Source organism: Streptomyces sp. NPDC060205 (genome assembly GCF_042728395.1).
Lineage (GTDB): Bacteria > Actinomycetota > Actinomycetes > Streptomycetales > Streptomycetaceae > Streptomyces.
Map to the genome: position 1 here is coordinate 1 of NZ_JBHWZP010000097.1, position 15,275 is coordinate 15,275.

Genomic DNA, 15,275 nt, shown 5'->3' on the forward strand with positions numbered 1-15,275 from the left:
CCCCGAGGCAGGTACGGGAACGGGTAAGGGCGGCGGGGGCGAAAAACGAAAGGGCACCCCCAACCCGCAGGGGTGCCCTTCAACCGGGGTGGACGCAGCCGCTACGAATGCGTCCGCAACATCGTCCGCATCGTCCTCATCGCCACGGACAGATTCGCCAGATCAAACGCCTCAGACCCCTGAATCTCCTCCAGAGTCGTCCGCGCCCGAGCAAGAATCGCCGCGTTCTTCTCCTCCCACGCCTTGAACCGCTGCTCAGGCGTGGCAGACCCGTTCCCCACGGCGAGCACATCGGCGGTCAGCGCCGCATGCGCCGCGTACAGGTCCTCACGGATCGACGCGCGCGCCATCGACTGCCAGCGATCGGCCCGCGGCAGCTCGATGATCCGGTCCATGAGCTGCGTGATCCGCAACCGGTCGCCGAGGTCGTAGTAGACCTCCGCGACGGCCAGCGGATCCTTGCCCATACGGTCACCGACCGCGACGATGTCGAGCGTCGGGAAGGCGGACGAGAACCCGGCGACCCGCTGCGCCAGCTCGTCCGGCACCCCGGCCCCGGACAGCTCGTCGTAGATCTGCTGGTACCACTCCAGATCGGCGCCCCGCAGCAGGTTGGGCAGCTCACCCCAGACCTGTGTGACCCGCTCCTGGAAGAAGCCGATCGTTTCGGCAAGCTGGATCGGCTGCGGCCGGTTGTTGAGCAGCCACCGCGTACCGCGCTCGACGAGCCGGCGCGAGTGCAGCCGGATCCGGGTCTGGACCCCCGCGTCGACCGTGTTGTCGAGCGCCTCGACGCCGTCCCACACGGCGCTGGAGTTGAAGATCGCGCGGGCCGCGGTCTGCGCCCTGACGATCTCCTCCAGGGATGCCCCGGTCTCCTCCCGCAGCCGGTGCAGGAAGCTCGTACCACCGGTGTTGACCGTGTCGTTGACCAGCACGGTCGTGACGATCTCGCGCCGCAGCGGGTGGTTGTCGATCTGCTCGGTGAACTGCTTGCGCAGCGCGCTCGGGAAGTACGCGTGGAGCAGGCTCCGCAGGTGGTCGTCGTCGGGCAGCGACGTGTGGAGCAGCTCGTCGGCGACCGTGATCTTCGTGTACGCGAGGAGGACGGCCGTCTCCGGCTGGGTGAGCCCGTGTCCGGCGTTGAGCCGTTCCTTGATCTGCCGCTCGGTGGGCATGAACTCCAGCGCGCGGTTGAGGTGACCGGCCCGCACCAGGTGCCGCAGGTAGCGGTGCTGGGCGTGGAGCATGCTCGGCGACTGGGCGAGCGCGTTGGCGAGCGCCGTGTTCTGCGCGTAGTTGTTGCGCAGGACCAGCGTGCCGACCTCGTCGGTCATCTCGGAGAGCAGCTTGTTGCGCTGCTTGACGGTCATGTCGCCGTCCGCGACGACCGCGTTGAGCAGGATCTTGATGTTCACCTCGTGGTCGGAGGTGTCCACGCCCGCGCTGTTGTCGATGGCGTCGGTGTTGACCTTGCCGCCGGCCTGCGCGAACTCGATGCGGCCGAGCTGGGTGAGGCCGAGGTTGCCGCCTTCGCCGACGACCTTGACCCGCAGGTCGGCGCCGTCCACGCGGATCGCGTCGTTGGCCTTGTCGCCGACGTCCGCGTGCGTCTCGGTGGACGCCTTGACGTACGTACCGATGCCGCCGTTCCACAGCAGGTCCACCGGCGCCGCGAGGATGGCCCGCATCAGGTCGGCGGGCGTCATCTTGCCGATGTTGCCCTCGATGCCGAGGGCTTCCCGGATGTGGCTGTTGAGCTGGATCGCCTTGGCCGTGCGGGGGAAGATGCCGCCGCCCTGCGACAGCAGCTCCTTGTTGTAGTCGGCCCAGGACGAGCGCGGCAGCTCGAAGAGGCGGCGGCGCTCGGCGTACGAGGTCGCGGCGTCCGGGCGCGGGTCGATGACGATGTGCCGGTGGTCGAAGGCGGCGACCAGGCGGATGTGCTCGGAGAGCAGCATGCCGTTGCCGAAGACGTCACCGCTCATGTCGCCCACGCCGACGACCGTGAAGTCCTCGGTCTGGGTGTTGACGCCCAGCTCCCGGAAGTGCCGCTTCACGGACTCCCAGGCGCCGCGGGCGGTGATGCCCATCTTCTTGTGGTCGTAGCCCGCCGAGCCGCCGGAGGCGAAGGCGTCGCCGAGCCAGAAGTTGTACGACTCGGCCACGCCGTTGGCGATGTCGGAGAACGTCGCCGTGCCCTTGTCGGCGGCGACCACCAGGTAGGTGTCCTCGCCGTCGTGCCGTACGACGTCGGAGGGCGGTACGACCTCGCCGGCCACCATGTTGTCGGTGATGTCGAGCAGCGCCGAGATGAAGGTCTTGTAGCTGCGGACGCCCTCGGCCATCCAGGCGTCGCGGTCCACCGCCGGGTCGGGGAGCTGCTTGGCGACGAAGCCGCCCTTGGCGCCGACGGGCACGATGACGGTGTTCTTGACCATCTGCGCCTTGACGAGCCCGAGGATCTCGGTGCGGAAGTCCTCCCGCCGGTCGGACCAGCGCAGCCCGCCGCGCGCGACCTTGCCGAACCGCAGGTGCACGCCCTCGACCCGCGGCGAGTACACCCAGATCTCGTACGCCGGCCGGGGCGCGGGCAGGTCCGGGATGGCCTGCGGGTCGAACTTCATGGAGACGTAGTCGTGCGGTACGCCGCCGCCCGCCTCCTGGAAGAAGTTCGTGCGCAGGGTCGCCTTGATGACGGTGAGGAAGGACCGCAGGATCCGGTCCTCGTCGAGGCTGGCCACCTGGTCGAGCGCGGCGTCCAGCTCCTCCAGGAGGGCGTCGGTCAGCTCGGTGCCCGCCCGCTGCCGGTCCGGCGACATGCGGGCCTCGAAGAGCGAGACGAGCAGCCGGGTGGTGTGGACGTTGCTGCGGAGGGTGTCCTCCATGTAGTCCTGGCTGAACGTCGAACCGGCCTGCCGCAGGTACTTGGCGTACGCGCGCAGCACCATCGCCTGCCGCCAGTTCAGCCCGGCGCTCAGGACGAGGGAGTTGAAGCCGTCGTTCTCGGCGCGTCCGGTCCAGGTCGCCGCGAAGGCGTCCTGGAACCGCTCGCGGCCGTCGTCGCCGAGGTGGTCGCCGTTGCCGCCGAGCGACTTGGGCAGCCGCAGCCCGAAGTCGTAGATCCACGCGGAGGCGCGGTCCGGGCAGCGCAGTTCGTAGGGGCGCTCGTCGGTGACCTCGACGCCGAGCCGGGTGAGGACCGGCAGGACGGCGGAGAGGGAGACCGACTCGCCGATGCGGTAGATCTTGAAGCGGCGCTCTCCGGGTGCGGCCCCGACCGGCTCGTACAGGCTGAGGTCGAAGTCCTTGCCGTCGCCGAGCTGCTCCAGGCGGACCAGGTCGGCGACCGCGGTGCGCGGGTTGTGGTCGGCCTTGTAGCCCTCGGGGATGATGTTGCCGTAGCGGCGCAGCAGTTCGGCCGCGCGCTCCTCGCCGCACTCGGCGTTCAGCGCCTCGGCGAAACCGTCGGCCCAGGAGCGGGCCGCCTCGACGAGCCGCGCCTCGATGCGGTCCTTGTCGGCGTCGCTGAGCTGCGGCAGCTCGGTGCCCTGCGGGACCCGGACCACGAAGTGCAGCCGGGAGAGGATCGATTCGGTGTTCCAGGCGGTGAAGTCGACGCTGATGCCGCCGAGCTCCTCCTTGAGGATGTCGATGATCCGCAGGCGCACGCCGGTGGTGTAGCGGTCGCGCGGGAGGTAGACGAGCGCGGAGTAGTAGCGCCCGTACTCGTCCTGGCGCAGGTAGAGCCGCAGCCGGCGCCGCTCCTGGAGGTACAGCACGGACGTGACGATCGCCCGCAGCTCGTCGGGCGGGGTCTGGAAGAGCTCGTCGCGCGGGTACGTCTCCAGGATCTGGAGGAGGTCACGGCCGTCGTGGCTGTTGGGCGAGAATCCGGCGCCGCGCAGGACCTCGGCGACCTTGCGGCGGATGACGGGCACCCGGCGCACGGACTCGGTGTAGGCGGCGGAGGAGAACAGGCCCAGGAAGCGCCGCTCCCCGATGACGTTGCCGTCGGCGTCGAACTTCTTCACGCCGACGTAGTCGAGGTAGGACGGCCGGTGCACGGTGGCGCGGCTGTTCGCCTTCGTCAGGACGAGGAGCTTGTGCTCTCGGGCCTTCGCGCGGGCGTCGGCGGGCAGCCGCTCGAAGGACGGGCTCACGGGGTGGCTCTCGTCCTCGCCGTGCTGCGGGTCGGAGCGCAGGACGCCGAGCCCGGTCCCGGGGACGGCGGCCAGCGAGTCGTCGTCGTGCAGCTCGTACTCGCGGTAGCCCAGGAAGGTGAAGTGGTCGTCCGCGAGCCAGCGCAGCAGTTCGCGGGCCTCCTCCACCTCCTGGTCGCGCAGGTCGTCGGCGGTGGGCTCCGTGGGCAGTTCCTCGGCGATGCGCAGCGCCGAGTCGCGCATCTTCTCCCAGTCCTCGACGGCCTCGCGGGCGTCGGACAGGACGCGCAGCAGGTCGGCGGTGATCTGCTTGAGATCGGCGCGGTCGGTCTCGCGGTCGATCTCGACGTGGATCCAGGACTCGATCGAGGCGTCGTGCGGGAGGTCGCCGGTGGGGCGGGTCTTCAGCACCTCGATGAGCTCGCCGGTGAGGTCGCGCCGCACGACGAACTGCGGGTGGATCACGACATGGATCCCGCGGCCCTGCCGGGACAGCTCGTTGGTCACCGAGTCGACGAGGAAGGGCATGTCGTCGGTGACGACCTCGACGACGGAGTGGTTGCAGGTCCAGCCGTTCTCCTCGACGGTCGGGGTGACGACTCTTACGTTCGCCGTGCCCTGGGGGCGCTTCTCGGCCAGCCGGTAGTGCGAGAAGGCGGCGCCGAAGACATCGACCGGGTCGCGGTCGGCGAGGTCCTCCGGGGCGGTGTGCAGGTAGTAGCGCTGGAGGAACGCGAGCAATGTGTCCTGGTCGGGAGCGCTCGCGCCCGTCTTCCCGGTCGGCAGGTGAGAATTCCCCCCGGCCGGGCTGTTCTCAGCAACCCGGGCGGCTCGTTCGAGCAGCTCGGCCTTGGCTTCGTCCAGCTTGGTCTGCATTGTCCTCTGGCTCCTGTCGCGCGCCGTTGCGTGACGTCGTAGAACGTGAAGTGACGTAGCGCCGCGACGCGGGGTGTCCGGTCTGATCCGACGCTATGCCGCGATGAGAGATGAGCGGGGCGTTATCGGCCATATTCGGCGGCACCGGAGGGTGTGACCCTGATCTCGGTGCCTGCTCGGCGGCTGCCCGCTCGCGGGGACCAGCGACCGCCCGGTCACGGATGTCGTCCGTGCGGTCCGGGCGCAGGGCAGGGGCAACGATGCCCCCGCGACGTATCGCGCTGATCACGACCCAAGGCTATCGCCCCTGCGGGGGGCCACGTCATGAGCCGTATGTGTACAAAAGAGGGATCACCTTTTTGACACTTTGCACAGTTCGCTCGGCTGACGACTGTGCACAGTCAGACCCGGCGGCACCGCGCCACCAGGGCCACGAGCACCGCGCCATCAGGGCCGCGGGCAACCGCGCCCTTCAGGGGCGCGGGGAACTGCGCATCTTTAGGGGCGCGGGGAACTGCGCGACCAGCCACAACGGACCCGCACCCGACCCCCGCCCCTCAGCCCCCCGGCCGAAGGCCAACACCCCGAGCCGCAGGGCTCAAGCACCCCCAGGCGCAGGCCCCAAAAACTCACGCCGCCAACCACTCGGCCAGAGTCACCGCCTCCGCAAGCGAATCCACCACCGGCACCCCCACCCCCTCAAGACTGGCCCGACTGTGCGACCCCCCGGTGTACAGCACGGCCTTCGCCCCCACATGCCGCGCAGCAACCGCATCGTCCGCCGCGTCCCCGATCACCACCGTACGAGCGGGATCCACGCCCGTCAGAGCTCTCAGATGCCGCACCATGTGCTCGGTCTTGCTGCCGCCCGACGGCCCGGTCCGCCCGTCGACCCGCACGAAATGGGCCTCGATCCCGAACCCCCGCACCAACGGCACGAGTTCCTCATGCCCGTACATGCTCAGGATCGACTGGCTCCGCCCGCCCGACACCCACTCGGCGAGCAGCCCGGGCACCCCGTCGGTGAGCCCGCACCCCACCCGGTGCTCCGCGTAGTACCGGTGGAAGACCGCGTCCATGACCTCCCACTCCTCGTCCGTCGGCAGCCGCCCGATCAGCCGCTCGTAGAACTTCGGGACGGGCACGCAGTACAGCTCCCGGTACCGCTCCAGCGTGATCGACGGTATGCCGAGCTCCGCGAACGCCGCGTTCGTCGCGCCGATGATTGCCTTGTTGTCGTGGAACAGCGTCCCGTTCCAGTCCCAGACGATGTGTGTCGCTCCGCGCATCCCCATATCCAAAAAGTACCCGGCACCACTGACAAAGCCCCCTGTGCGCTGCGAGTGCGCCGCGGGAACGCCTCACGGGCGAAACACGCCCCGGCGTGCGTCAGTCGCCGAGCCCCACCAGGTTCGGGATCTCCTGCGTGGCGAACCACAGCAGCTCGTGGTCCGCGGCCCCGTCCACGACGAACTGCGCGTCGTCGTCGCCCCGGTCCGCCGCGCCCAGCGCGTCGGCGGCGGCCGTGACCTCCGCCTCCGCCTCGTCCGAGTCGACGTGTACGGCCGCGGCCTCGGCCAGCGCCACCGCCGCGCCGACCCGCAGCTCACCGAGGGACGCGGGGTCGGGTCCCAGGCCGGGATCGGCGACCGCGGCCCCGTCCGGTACGTCGACGGCGACGACAACCCGTCGGCGCGGGGTGCCGGGATCGAGCGCGACCAGTCGCAGGGAGGCGAGCGCGGCCCGGTTCAGTGCCGCGTACTCCAGTTCCTCGATGTCGTCGGAGAGGTACCACTCGCGCAGCGCGGGCGTGACGGCGTACGCGACGAAGGGTCCCTGGCCGAGCTCACCCGTCTTGTACGCCTCGGCGAGACCGGAGAGGGTCAGAGGGACGTACACGCGCATGGCTGACCGCTTTCGTAGACGTGGTTCCGTGGGGGCACCGCGGGTTCTGCGGGCGGGTCCCGCACCTCCCGGAAGGTCTTCAGGATACGTGCGGGTGTCCCCTTTCGAGTCCGTACCCACCCCCGCCGGGGCGTCCACCCCCGTCCCGCCCGTCACCCGGTACGCCCCAGGCCCCCCAAGCCCGGCGCCCCCTCCCGTCCCCCTGATAGGTGAACATCCGGCCGGTCCCGGCGCCGGCCCGGCCCGCTTGCGGCCGCTCGCTCCGGCCCCGTACAAGATCCCCAACGGAAAGTTACCGACCGGTATCTGCCGGTCCGACCGAATGGGGCTCCGCCGTGAACAAGGTGATGACCAGGACGAGGCGCACCCAGGGCACCCGGCCCCCCGTACGCCACGACACGCGCCGCCCGGGCGGCACCGCACCGCGCACGACGCCGAGGGGCACCCCGGGCGCACCACGGGCCAGGACGGGCGTCTTGGCGCCGCCGCAGCCCCGCCCCACCGATGTCTTCGCCGACCGGCTCGTCGAGGTGCTCAGCGGGCACCGCCCGGTCCACTCCATGCTCCGGCACACCGCGGGCCGCGCCTACGACGAACTGGCCCGGCTCGCCGAACACAGCCCGCTCCGCACCCGCGGCACCCGCCCGTTCGTCCGGGACATCGGCTACTACGTGGCCCGCCCGGGCGCGGTCGAGGCCTTCGCCCGCATCGGCGCCGGCGACCAGCTCCGCGCCATGGCCTTCCGCCTGGAACAGGGCCCGGACCTCCGCTGGCGCTGCACAGCAGTAGAACTGGGCGGCACCCGAACGCCCTCACCCCAAGACGACTGACAGCCACCCCCACCCCCAGGGGCGCGAGGAACTGCACACCCAGCCCCCACCGCCCCACACCCAACCATCCGGGCCCACCCCCACCCCCTAGGGGCGCGGGGAACTGCCCAATCCTTCACGCCCGCCCCCACCAGCCCGCACCCGACAACACCCGTCCCCGCCCTCCTCCCCCGGTTCCAGCCTCCCAGGGCCGAAGGCCAGAACCGGGGGCTGAGGCCAGGACCAGGGCGGAGGCCAGGACCAGGGCAGGCCGGTGCCCAGCCCAAGGCAAAGGGCCGGGCACCAAACCGGCCCCGACCCTTCACCCGCTCAAAGAGCGCCCCGCACAACCCCCGCACCCCCAGCGGAGCGCATACTCACTTCTTGCGCCGACGCCCACTCTTCTGCTGCTTACGCCGCTCGGCCCGAGTAAGCCCGTCAGACTCCGACCGAACCGGCTCGTCATCCGTGGCGAAGTCGCCCTCGACGACACCACCCTCACCATCAACCGTAGGCGCGGAGAAGTGCAGCCGATCCGGCCGCTGCGGAGCGTCAAGCCCCTTGGCCCGGATCTCCGGACGCGCACCCCCACCGGCGGGAACCGCGTCCTTCTTGTCCAGCGACGGCTTCGCGTCCTCGACCGGAACCTCCTCGACCTGCTGCTCGACCTGGACCTCCAGGTTGAACAGGTAGCCGACGGACTCCTCCTTGATGCCGTCCATCATGGCGGTGAACATGTCGAAGCCCTCGCGCTGGTACTCGACCAGCGGGTCCTTCTGCGCCATCGCGCGCAGCCCGATGCCCTCCTGGAGGTAGTCCATCTCGTAGAGGTGCTCACGCCACTTGCGGTCCAGGACCGACAGCACGACCCGCCGCTCCAGCTCACGCATGATCTCGGAGCCGAGCTGCTCCTCGCGGGCCGCGTACTGCTCGTAGATGTCGTCCTTGATGGACTCGGAGATGAACTCGGCGGTCAGACCGGCACGGTCGCCGGCCGCCTCCTCCAGCTCCTCGACGGTGACCTTCACCGGGTAGAGCTGCTTGAACGCGCCCCACAGCCGGTCGACGTCCCACTCCTCGGCGAAGCCCTCCGCGGTCTCCGCGTCGATGTACGCGTCGATCGTGTCGTTCATGAAGTGCTGGATCTGCTCCTGCAGGTCCTCGCCCTCCAGGACGCGGCGGCGCTCGCCGTAGATGACCTCGCGCTGCCGGTTGAGGACCTCGTCGTACTTGAGGACGTTCTTGCGGGTCTCGAAGTTCTGCGTCTCGACCTGCGACTGGGCGGAGGCGATGGCACGGGTGACCATCTTGTTCTCGATCGGCACGTCGTCCGGCACGTTCGCCATCGACATGACGCGCTCGACCATCTGAGCCTTGAAGAGCCTCATCAGGTCGTCGCCCAGGGACAGGTAGAAGCGGGACTCGCCCGGGTCGCCCTGACGGCCGGAACGACCGCGCAGCTGGTTGTCGATACGGCGCGACTCGTGCCGCTCGGTGCCCAGCACGTAGAGCCCGCCGAGGTCCTTGACCTCTTCGAACTCGGTCTGCACGGCCTTCTCGGCCCGCTCCATGGCGGCCGGCAGCGCCGCGGCCCACTCCTCGATGTGCTCCTCGGGGTCGAGGCCGCGCTGGCGCAGCTCCGCCTCGGCGAGGTCGTCGGGGTTGCCGCCGAGCTTGATGTCCGTACCACGCCCGGCCATGTTCGTGGCGACGGTGACGGCGCCCCTGCGGCCGGCCTGGGCGATGATCGGGGCCTCACGGTCGTGCTGCTTCGCGTTCAGCACCTCGTGCTGGATGCCGCGCTTGCTGAGCTGCTGCGAGAGATACTCGGACTTCTCGACCGAGGTGGTGCCGACGAGGATCGGCTGCCCCTTCTCGTGCTTCTCGGCGATGTCGTCGACCACCGCGTCGAACTTCGCGACCTCGGTGCGGTAGATCAGGTCCGACTGGTCCTTGCGGACCATGGGCCGGTTGGTCGGGATCGGGACGACACCGAGCTTGTAGATCTGGTGGAACTCGGCCGCCTCGGTCATCGCCGTACCGGTCATGCCGGAGAGGCCGGGGACTTCCTTGCCGTTGTGGTCGTGGCGCTTGTAGAGGCGGAAGAAGTTCTGCAGGGTGATCGTGGCGAGGGTCTGGTTCTCGTCCTTGATGTCCACCCCTTCCTTCGCCTCGATCGCCTGGTGCATGCCCTCGTTGTAGCGGCGGCCGGCGAGGATACGGCCGGTGTGCTCGTCGACGATCATGACTTCGCCGTCGATGACGACGTAGTCCTTGTCCTTCTTGAAGAGCTCCTTGGCCTTGATGGCGTTGTTCAGGTAGCCCACCAGCGGCGTGTTCACCGACTCGTAGAGGTTGTCGATGCCCAGCCAGTCCTCGACCTTGGCGACGCCGGGCTCGTGGATGGCGACGGTGCGCTTCTTCTCGTCGACCTCGTAGTCGCCGGTCTCCTCGATGCCCTTGAGGGTGTTGCCCGCCTCGCCCTTCTTCAGGCGCGTGACGAGCTTCGCGAAGTCGCCGTACCACTTGGTGGCCTGGTCGGCGGGGCCGGAGATGATCAGCGGCGTACGGGCCTCGTCGACCAGGATCGAGTCGACCTCGTCGACGATCGCAAAGTTGTGGCCGCGCTGCACCAGTTCGTCCTGCGACCACGCCATGTTGTCGCGCAAGTAGTCGAAGCCGAATTCGTTGTTCGTGCCGTACGTGATGTCGCAGGCGTACTGCTCGCGGCGCTGGGCCGGCGTCATGTTGGCCAGGATGCAGCCGACGCTCAGGCCCAGGAACTTGTGGACGCGGCCCATCATCTCGGAGTCGCGCTCGGCCAGGTAGTCGTTGACCGTGATGAGGTGGACGCCTTCTCCGGAGAGGGCGTTCAGGTACGCGGGCAGCGTGCCGACCAGGGTCTTGCCCTCACCGGTCTTCATCTCGGCGACGTAGCCGAGGTGCAGCGCGGCCCCGCCCATGATCTGTACGTCGTAGTGCCGCTGGCCGAGGGCGCGCTTGGCGGCCTCACGCACGGTCGCGAACGCCTCGGGCAGCAGGTCGTCGAGGCTCTCGCCGTCCGCGTACCGCTGCTTGTACTCATCGGTCAGGGCGCGCAGCTCGGCGTCGGAGAGGTCGACGAAGTCCTCTTCGATGGACTTGACCTGGTCCGCGATGCGGTGCAGCTTGCGCAGGATCTTTCCTTCGCCTGCACGCATGATCTTCGAGAGGACGGACACGAGGGTTTGTCTCCTTGCCGGTCGGGCCTGGGACTGTCGGTTTCAATGGCAGATTCAAATCACAGCTTGAGCAACGGCCATCGTAAGCGAGGACCCCACCGCGCCGGGAGGTCTGCATGTGACAGCCATACAGACAACGGGCGGAGGATGCGGAAGGTGCCGCGTCGGCACCACGAAACGTAACGGCGGCCTCACACAGTGCGAAAGTGATGGCTTCCTTACCGAAGCCCGAGCAGAATCGGCCGATGGACCCCGTCACACTGACTTCCGAACGACTCCTGCTGCGCACGGTGGGAGCACACGACACCGACGCCGTGTTCGACGCCGTCCAGGATCCCGACATCCAGCGCTGGACCACGATCCCGTCGCCCTATCTGCGTGAGCACGCCACGGCCTTCACCGAGCAGATGGTGCCCGACGGGTGGGCGGACTGCTCGATGTTCACCTTCGGTGTCTTCCTGCCGGTCGGCGGTGAACTCGCCGGCATGCTCGCCGTCTCGATGCGCGGCCTGGGGGTCGGCGAGATCGGTTTCTGGGCGACGAAGGAGCACCGGGGCAACGGCTACATCACCGAGGCCGCGCTGACCGCCTGCCGCTGGGCCTTCACCCAGCGAGGCTTGGACCGCGTCGAGTGGCGGGCGGAAGTGGGCAACACGGGCTCCCTCGCGGTCGCCGAACGCGCCGGTTTCACCCTTGAGGGCACCCTCCGCGCGGGCGTCAACAACAAGGGCGTACGCCGCGACTGCTGGGTCGGTTCCCTGCTCCCGTCGGACCTCGGACTGCCGTCCACGGCGCCGTACCTGCCCACCCCCCGGCAGCCGTCGGTGCCCCGCCCGGCCTGAGGTGACCGGCCGGGCCGGGAGCGATTGTCAGTGGCACCGCCTATCGTGCGGACCATGACGAGTCTGCCGCGCCCGACCGCCGAACTCTCCGCCGACGAGGCCCGTCGGATCGCCCTGCGCGCGCAGGGGTTCCTGGGAGCCCCCGACCGCAGGGGCGGCGTCCGGGGCGTGCTGCGGCACCTGGGCGCGGTCCAGCTCGACACCATCTCCGTCCTGGCCCGCTCCCACGAACTCATTCCGTACGCGCGCCTCGGCGCAGTCGGCCGCAGAACGGTCGACGAGGCGTACTGGACCCCGGCACCCGTCGGCACGGCCCCGCCCCGGCCCCACGCCTTCGAGTACTGGTCGCACGCGGCCTGCATCCTGCCCGTCGAGGAGTGGCCGCACTTCGCCTTCCGCCGCCGCGCCTACCGCGCCCGCCCGCACTGGAACCACGCACTGCCGGACGGCACGTACGAGCAGGTCATCAAGCAGCTGAAGGCCGAAGGACCGCTCACGGCGACCGACTTGGGCGGCGCGAAGAAGACCAGCGAGTGGTGGGACTGGTCGGGCACCAAGGTCGCCGTCGAGCGCGCGCTGATGTACGGCGAGGTGGTGTGCACGGAGCGCCGCGGCTGGAAGCGGGTGTACGACCTCGCCGAGCGGGCCATCCCGGACCCGCTGCTGCACGACGATCTGGACGACATGGAGTGCCTGCGCCGCCTGGTGCGGCTCGCGGGCCGCTCCCTGGGCGTGGGCACCGTCGCGGACATCGCCGACTACCACCGCCTCAAGCGTGAGCAGGTGGACGCGGTGATCGCGGACTCGGGCCTGGTCCCGGTCACGGTGTGGGGCTGGTCGAAGGCCGCCTGGGCGGACCCCGTCGCCCTGGAGACGACCCCGCGCGGCCGCCACCGCACCACGCTCCTGTCGCCGTTCGACTCACTGGTCTGGGACCGGGCGCGCACGGAGCGGATCTTCGACTTCACCCACCGCCTGGAGGCCTACGTCCCCAAGCCCAAGCGTGTCCACGGCTACTTCGCCATGCCGGTGCTCGCCGGCGGCCGGCTGGTGGGCCGCGTGGACCCGGCCCGCGAGGGCGCCACCCTGGTCGCCAAACAGGTCACCCTGGACAACCCCAAGTCGATCCCGTCAGTGGCCCAGGCCCTCCTGGAAGCAGCCACTTGGGTGGACTGCACGAACGTGCGGGTGGAGCGCGCGAACACCCCGGAAATCCGGGAAGCCCTGACAACGGAGCTGCGCCGAACGCTCTAGGGACGCGGAGAACGGCGCAAAAGCCCCGCAGGGGCCTTCAGGGGCGCGGGGAACGGCGCACTCTCTCAGGGGCGCGGGGAACGGCGCAATCTTTTAGGGGCGCGGGGAACGGCGCGACCAGCCCCCACCGAGCCCGCACTCTGCATCGAGCCGCCAGCACCGCGCCCGAGCCGGCCGGCCACCCACCAGCCGCCAGCCCCCAGCCCCCACCCACCGTAGCTAACGAATCTCCAGAATCTTCTCCCGCATCGCGTACACAACCGCTTCCATCCGCGAGTGCAACTGCAACTTCTCCAGAATGTTCCGCACATGGTTCTTCACGGTGTTCTCGGAGATGAACAACTCCTTGGCGATATCCCGGTTGTTCATCCCGGTGGCCACCAGCTTCAGAACCTCCAGCTCACGATCGGTGAGCCGAGGCGCCGGCACGAGCCGCCGCTCATCCGTGCGCTGGATCATCGACTTGAACTCGGTCAGCAGCTTCGACGCCATCGAAGGACTGATCTGCGACTGCCCGTCGGCCACCGCGCGAATCGCCGTGGCCACTTCGTCCGTGGAGATCTCCTTCAGGAGATACCCCGTGGCCCCCGCCTTGATCGCGTCGTAGAGGTCGGCTTCCTCATCACTGATCGTCAGCATGATGATCTTCGCGCTGGGAGCGACCTCCTTGATGGAGGTGCACGCCTCGATCCCGCCGCGCTTGGGCATCCGTACATCCATCAGCACGATGTCGGGCAGCAGGTCGGCGGCCTTGTCGACCGCCTCCGCACCGTCCCCCGCCTCCCCGACGACCTGGATGTCCTCCTCGGCGGCGAGCACGATCTCCAGACCGCGGCGGAAGAGGGCGTGATCGTCCACGACAAGCACCCGGATGGGCTCCTTGCCCGGGGAGCCCGCGTCCGGGCCCATGCCGACGACGCCGTCGTCGGCATCTTCGTCACGCATAGGTCCGAAGCTGTCCGCCATGGTTCCTCCCCCTGAAGGCCGTGGCCTGTGTTCCTGTGCCATCACCAACCCCGCGCAACGACACACCGGTTGAGGCCGGTCCGGCCATGATTTCATGCCCGGACGACAACGGGATGACAGAGCGGGGCACTGAGGGGTCGCACACCGGTGCCCCTGGGGGCGCACACGCACTCCAGGGGCACCGGCTGAAGCCGTCCCCCCGGCCGGGGCCGGGGGAGCTCACCGGGCGGGGTCAGCCACCCAGCGCCCCGCCGGGCGGGGCCTGCTGCGCCTCGGCGACCATCGGGTCGGTGTTGAGGTGGATGACGCCGTAGTCGTAGGCGTGCCGCCGGTAGACGACACTCGGTTCCTTGGTCTCGGAGTCGACGAACAAGTAGAAGTCGTGGCCGACCAGTTCCATCTCGTAGAGCGCCTGGTCGAGCGTCATCGGGGACGCGACATGGGTCTTCTCGCGGACGATGAGGGGGCCGTCACCCTTCACCTCAAGCGAGCCGATCTTCTTGGTCGGCACCGCCTCGGGCTCTTCGTCGTGCACGACGCTGCCGTTCCCGTCGAGCGTCGCCGCGTCCGGGACGTGGTCGGCGACCTCGGAGGCCGAGATCCTGCGGGCGCCGCGGCGCGTGTACCGCTTGTCGTGCTGCTTGCGCAGTCGTGCTTCCAGCTTGTCCGCCGCCAGGTCCAGGGCCGCGTACGGATCGCTTGCCGCTGCCTCCGCCCGGATCACCGGACCGCGGGAGTGAAGCGTGATCTCCACTCGGTCGGAGCGGTCGGCCTGCCGGGGGTTCAGCTCCTTGGACACCTCGACGTCTAGGCTGATCACCTTGCCATCGAGCTTCTGGATCTTCTCCAGCTTCAGCTTCTCGGCCACGTGCTTGCGGAACCGCTCGGGCACCTCGGTCTTGCGGCCCTTGACGACGATGTCCACGCAGAACTCCGTTCCCGGATCGCTCCGCATCGACGGCGGAGCATCTCCCTTTTGCACCAGGCTCCAGCGCGTCCCGGAGCCTCGGACTCGGTGACTTCCACCTCCTCCTCCCCCGCGGGCAAGATCTCCACCCCACTGTCCCGGGTGATGTCCCGGGTGAATGAGGAAAACCCACGGTGCGGCATTCCGATATGCAAGGGACGGCGTCCGCCATTCCCTCACAACCGAACATATCTCGCCTGGACGGATGTCGTCACCCTCTACTGCGGCGTACCTCCATTCAGGTGAATGGAACCTCTCACTACCTGCAACGA

At 69.2% G+C, this 15,275-nt stretch carries 9 protein-coding genes; 3 read left to right on the plus strand and 6 right to left on the minus strand.

Going from position 1 to position 15,275, the window contains the following annotated elements; translation table 11 throughout:
• Window positions 1–101 precede the first annotated feature (101 nt).
• The 3 genes from ACFWGJ_RS18965 to ACFWGJ_RS18975 form a co-directional block, all read right to left on the minus strand.
• On the minus strand, window positions 102–5,039 hold the full coding sequence (locus tag ACFWGJ_RS18965) for an NAD-glutamate dehydrogenase (RefSeq protein WP_387325688.1): 4,938 nt from the start codon (window positions 5,037–5,039) through the stop codon (window positions 102–104).
• Window positions 5,040–5,668: 629 nt separating this feature from the next.
• Window positions 5,669–6,334, minus strand: a complete 666-nt coding sequence (locus tag ACFWGJ_RS18970; RefSeq protein WP_387325690.1) for an HAD family hydrolase — start codon at window positions 6,332–6,334, stop codon at window positions 5,669–5,671.
• 94 nt (window positions 6,335–6,428) lie between these two features.
• The gene (locus tag ACFWGJ_RS18975; RefSeq protein WP_387325693.1) at window positions 6,429–6,944 is read right to left on the minus strand and encodes a DUF6912 family protein; all 516 of its coding nucleotides are present in this window, start codon (window positions 6,942–6,944) and stop codon (window positions 6,429–6,431) included.
• 335 nt (window positions 6,945–7,279) lie between these two features.
• On the opposite strand from ACFWGJ_RS18975, the gene ACFWGJ_RS18980 reads away from it, so the two are divergent.
• Window positions 7,280–7,774 (plus strand): Rv3235 family protein, encoded by a 495-nt coding sequence (locus ACFWGJ_RS18980; RefSeq protein WP_387325695.1) that lies wholly within the window; start codon window positions 7,280–7,282, stop codon window positions 7,772–7,774.
• A gap of 356 nt (window positions 7,775–8,130) precedes the next feature.
• Here the strand turns inward: ACFWGJ_RS18980 and secA are convergent, their stop codons facing one another.
• Complete coding sequence (secA, locus tag ACFWGJ_RS18985) at window positions 8,131–10,974, minus strand: preprotein translocase subunit SecA (protein ID WP_387325697.1); 2,844 nt, start codon at window positions 10,972–10,974, stop codon at window positions 8,131–8,133.
• A 245-nt stretch (window positions 10,975–11,219) separates the two neighbouring features.
• Here secA and ACFWGJ_RS18990 point away from each other — a divergent pair, with 245 nt between their 5' ends.
• On the plus strand, window positions 11,220–11,816 hold the full coding sequence (locus ACFWGJ_RS18990; RefSeq protein ID WP_387325700.1) for a GNAT family N-acetyltransferase: 597 nt from the start codon (window positions 11,220–11,222) through the stop codon (window positions 11,814–11,816).
• 54 nt (window positions 11,817–11,870) lie between these two features.
• Entirely contained in the window at window positions 11,871–13,070 is a 1,200-nt protein-coding gene (locus ACFWGJ_RS18995; RefSeq protein ID WP_387325702.1) for a winged helix-turn-helix domain-containing protein, read from the plus strand.
• Window positions 13,071–13,289: 219 nt separating this feature from the next.
• Here the strand turns inward: ACFWGJ_RS18995 and ACFWGJ_RS19000 are convergent, their stop codons facing one another.
• Complete coding sequence (locus ACFWGJ_RS19000) at window positions 13,290–14,036, minus strand: response regulator transcription factor (RefSeq protein WP_107015873.1); 747 nt, start codon at window positions 14,034–14,036, stop codon at window positions 13,290–13,292.
• A 232-nt stretch (window positions 14,037–14,268) separates the two neighbouring features.
• The gene (hpf, locus tag ACFWGJ_RS19005; RefSeq protein WP_387325705.1) at window positions 14,269–14,961 is read right to left on the minus strand and encodes a ribosome hibernation-promoting factor, HPF/YfiA family; all 693 of its coding nucleotides are present in this window, start codon (window positions 14,959–14,961) and stop codon (window positions 14,269–14,271) included.
• Window positions 14,962–15,275: the final 314 nt, after the last annotated feature.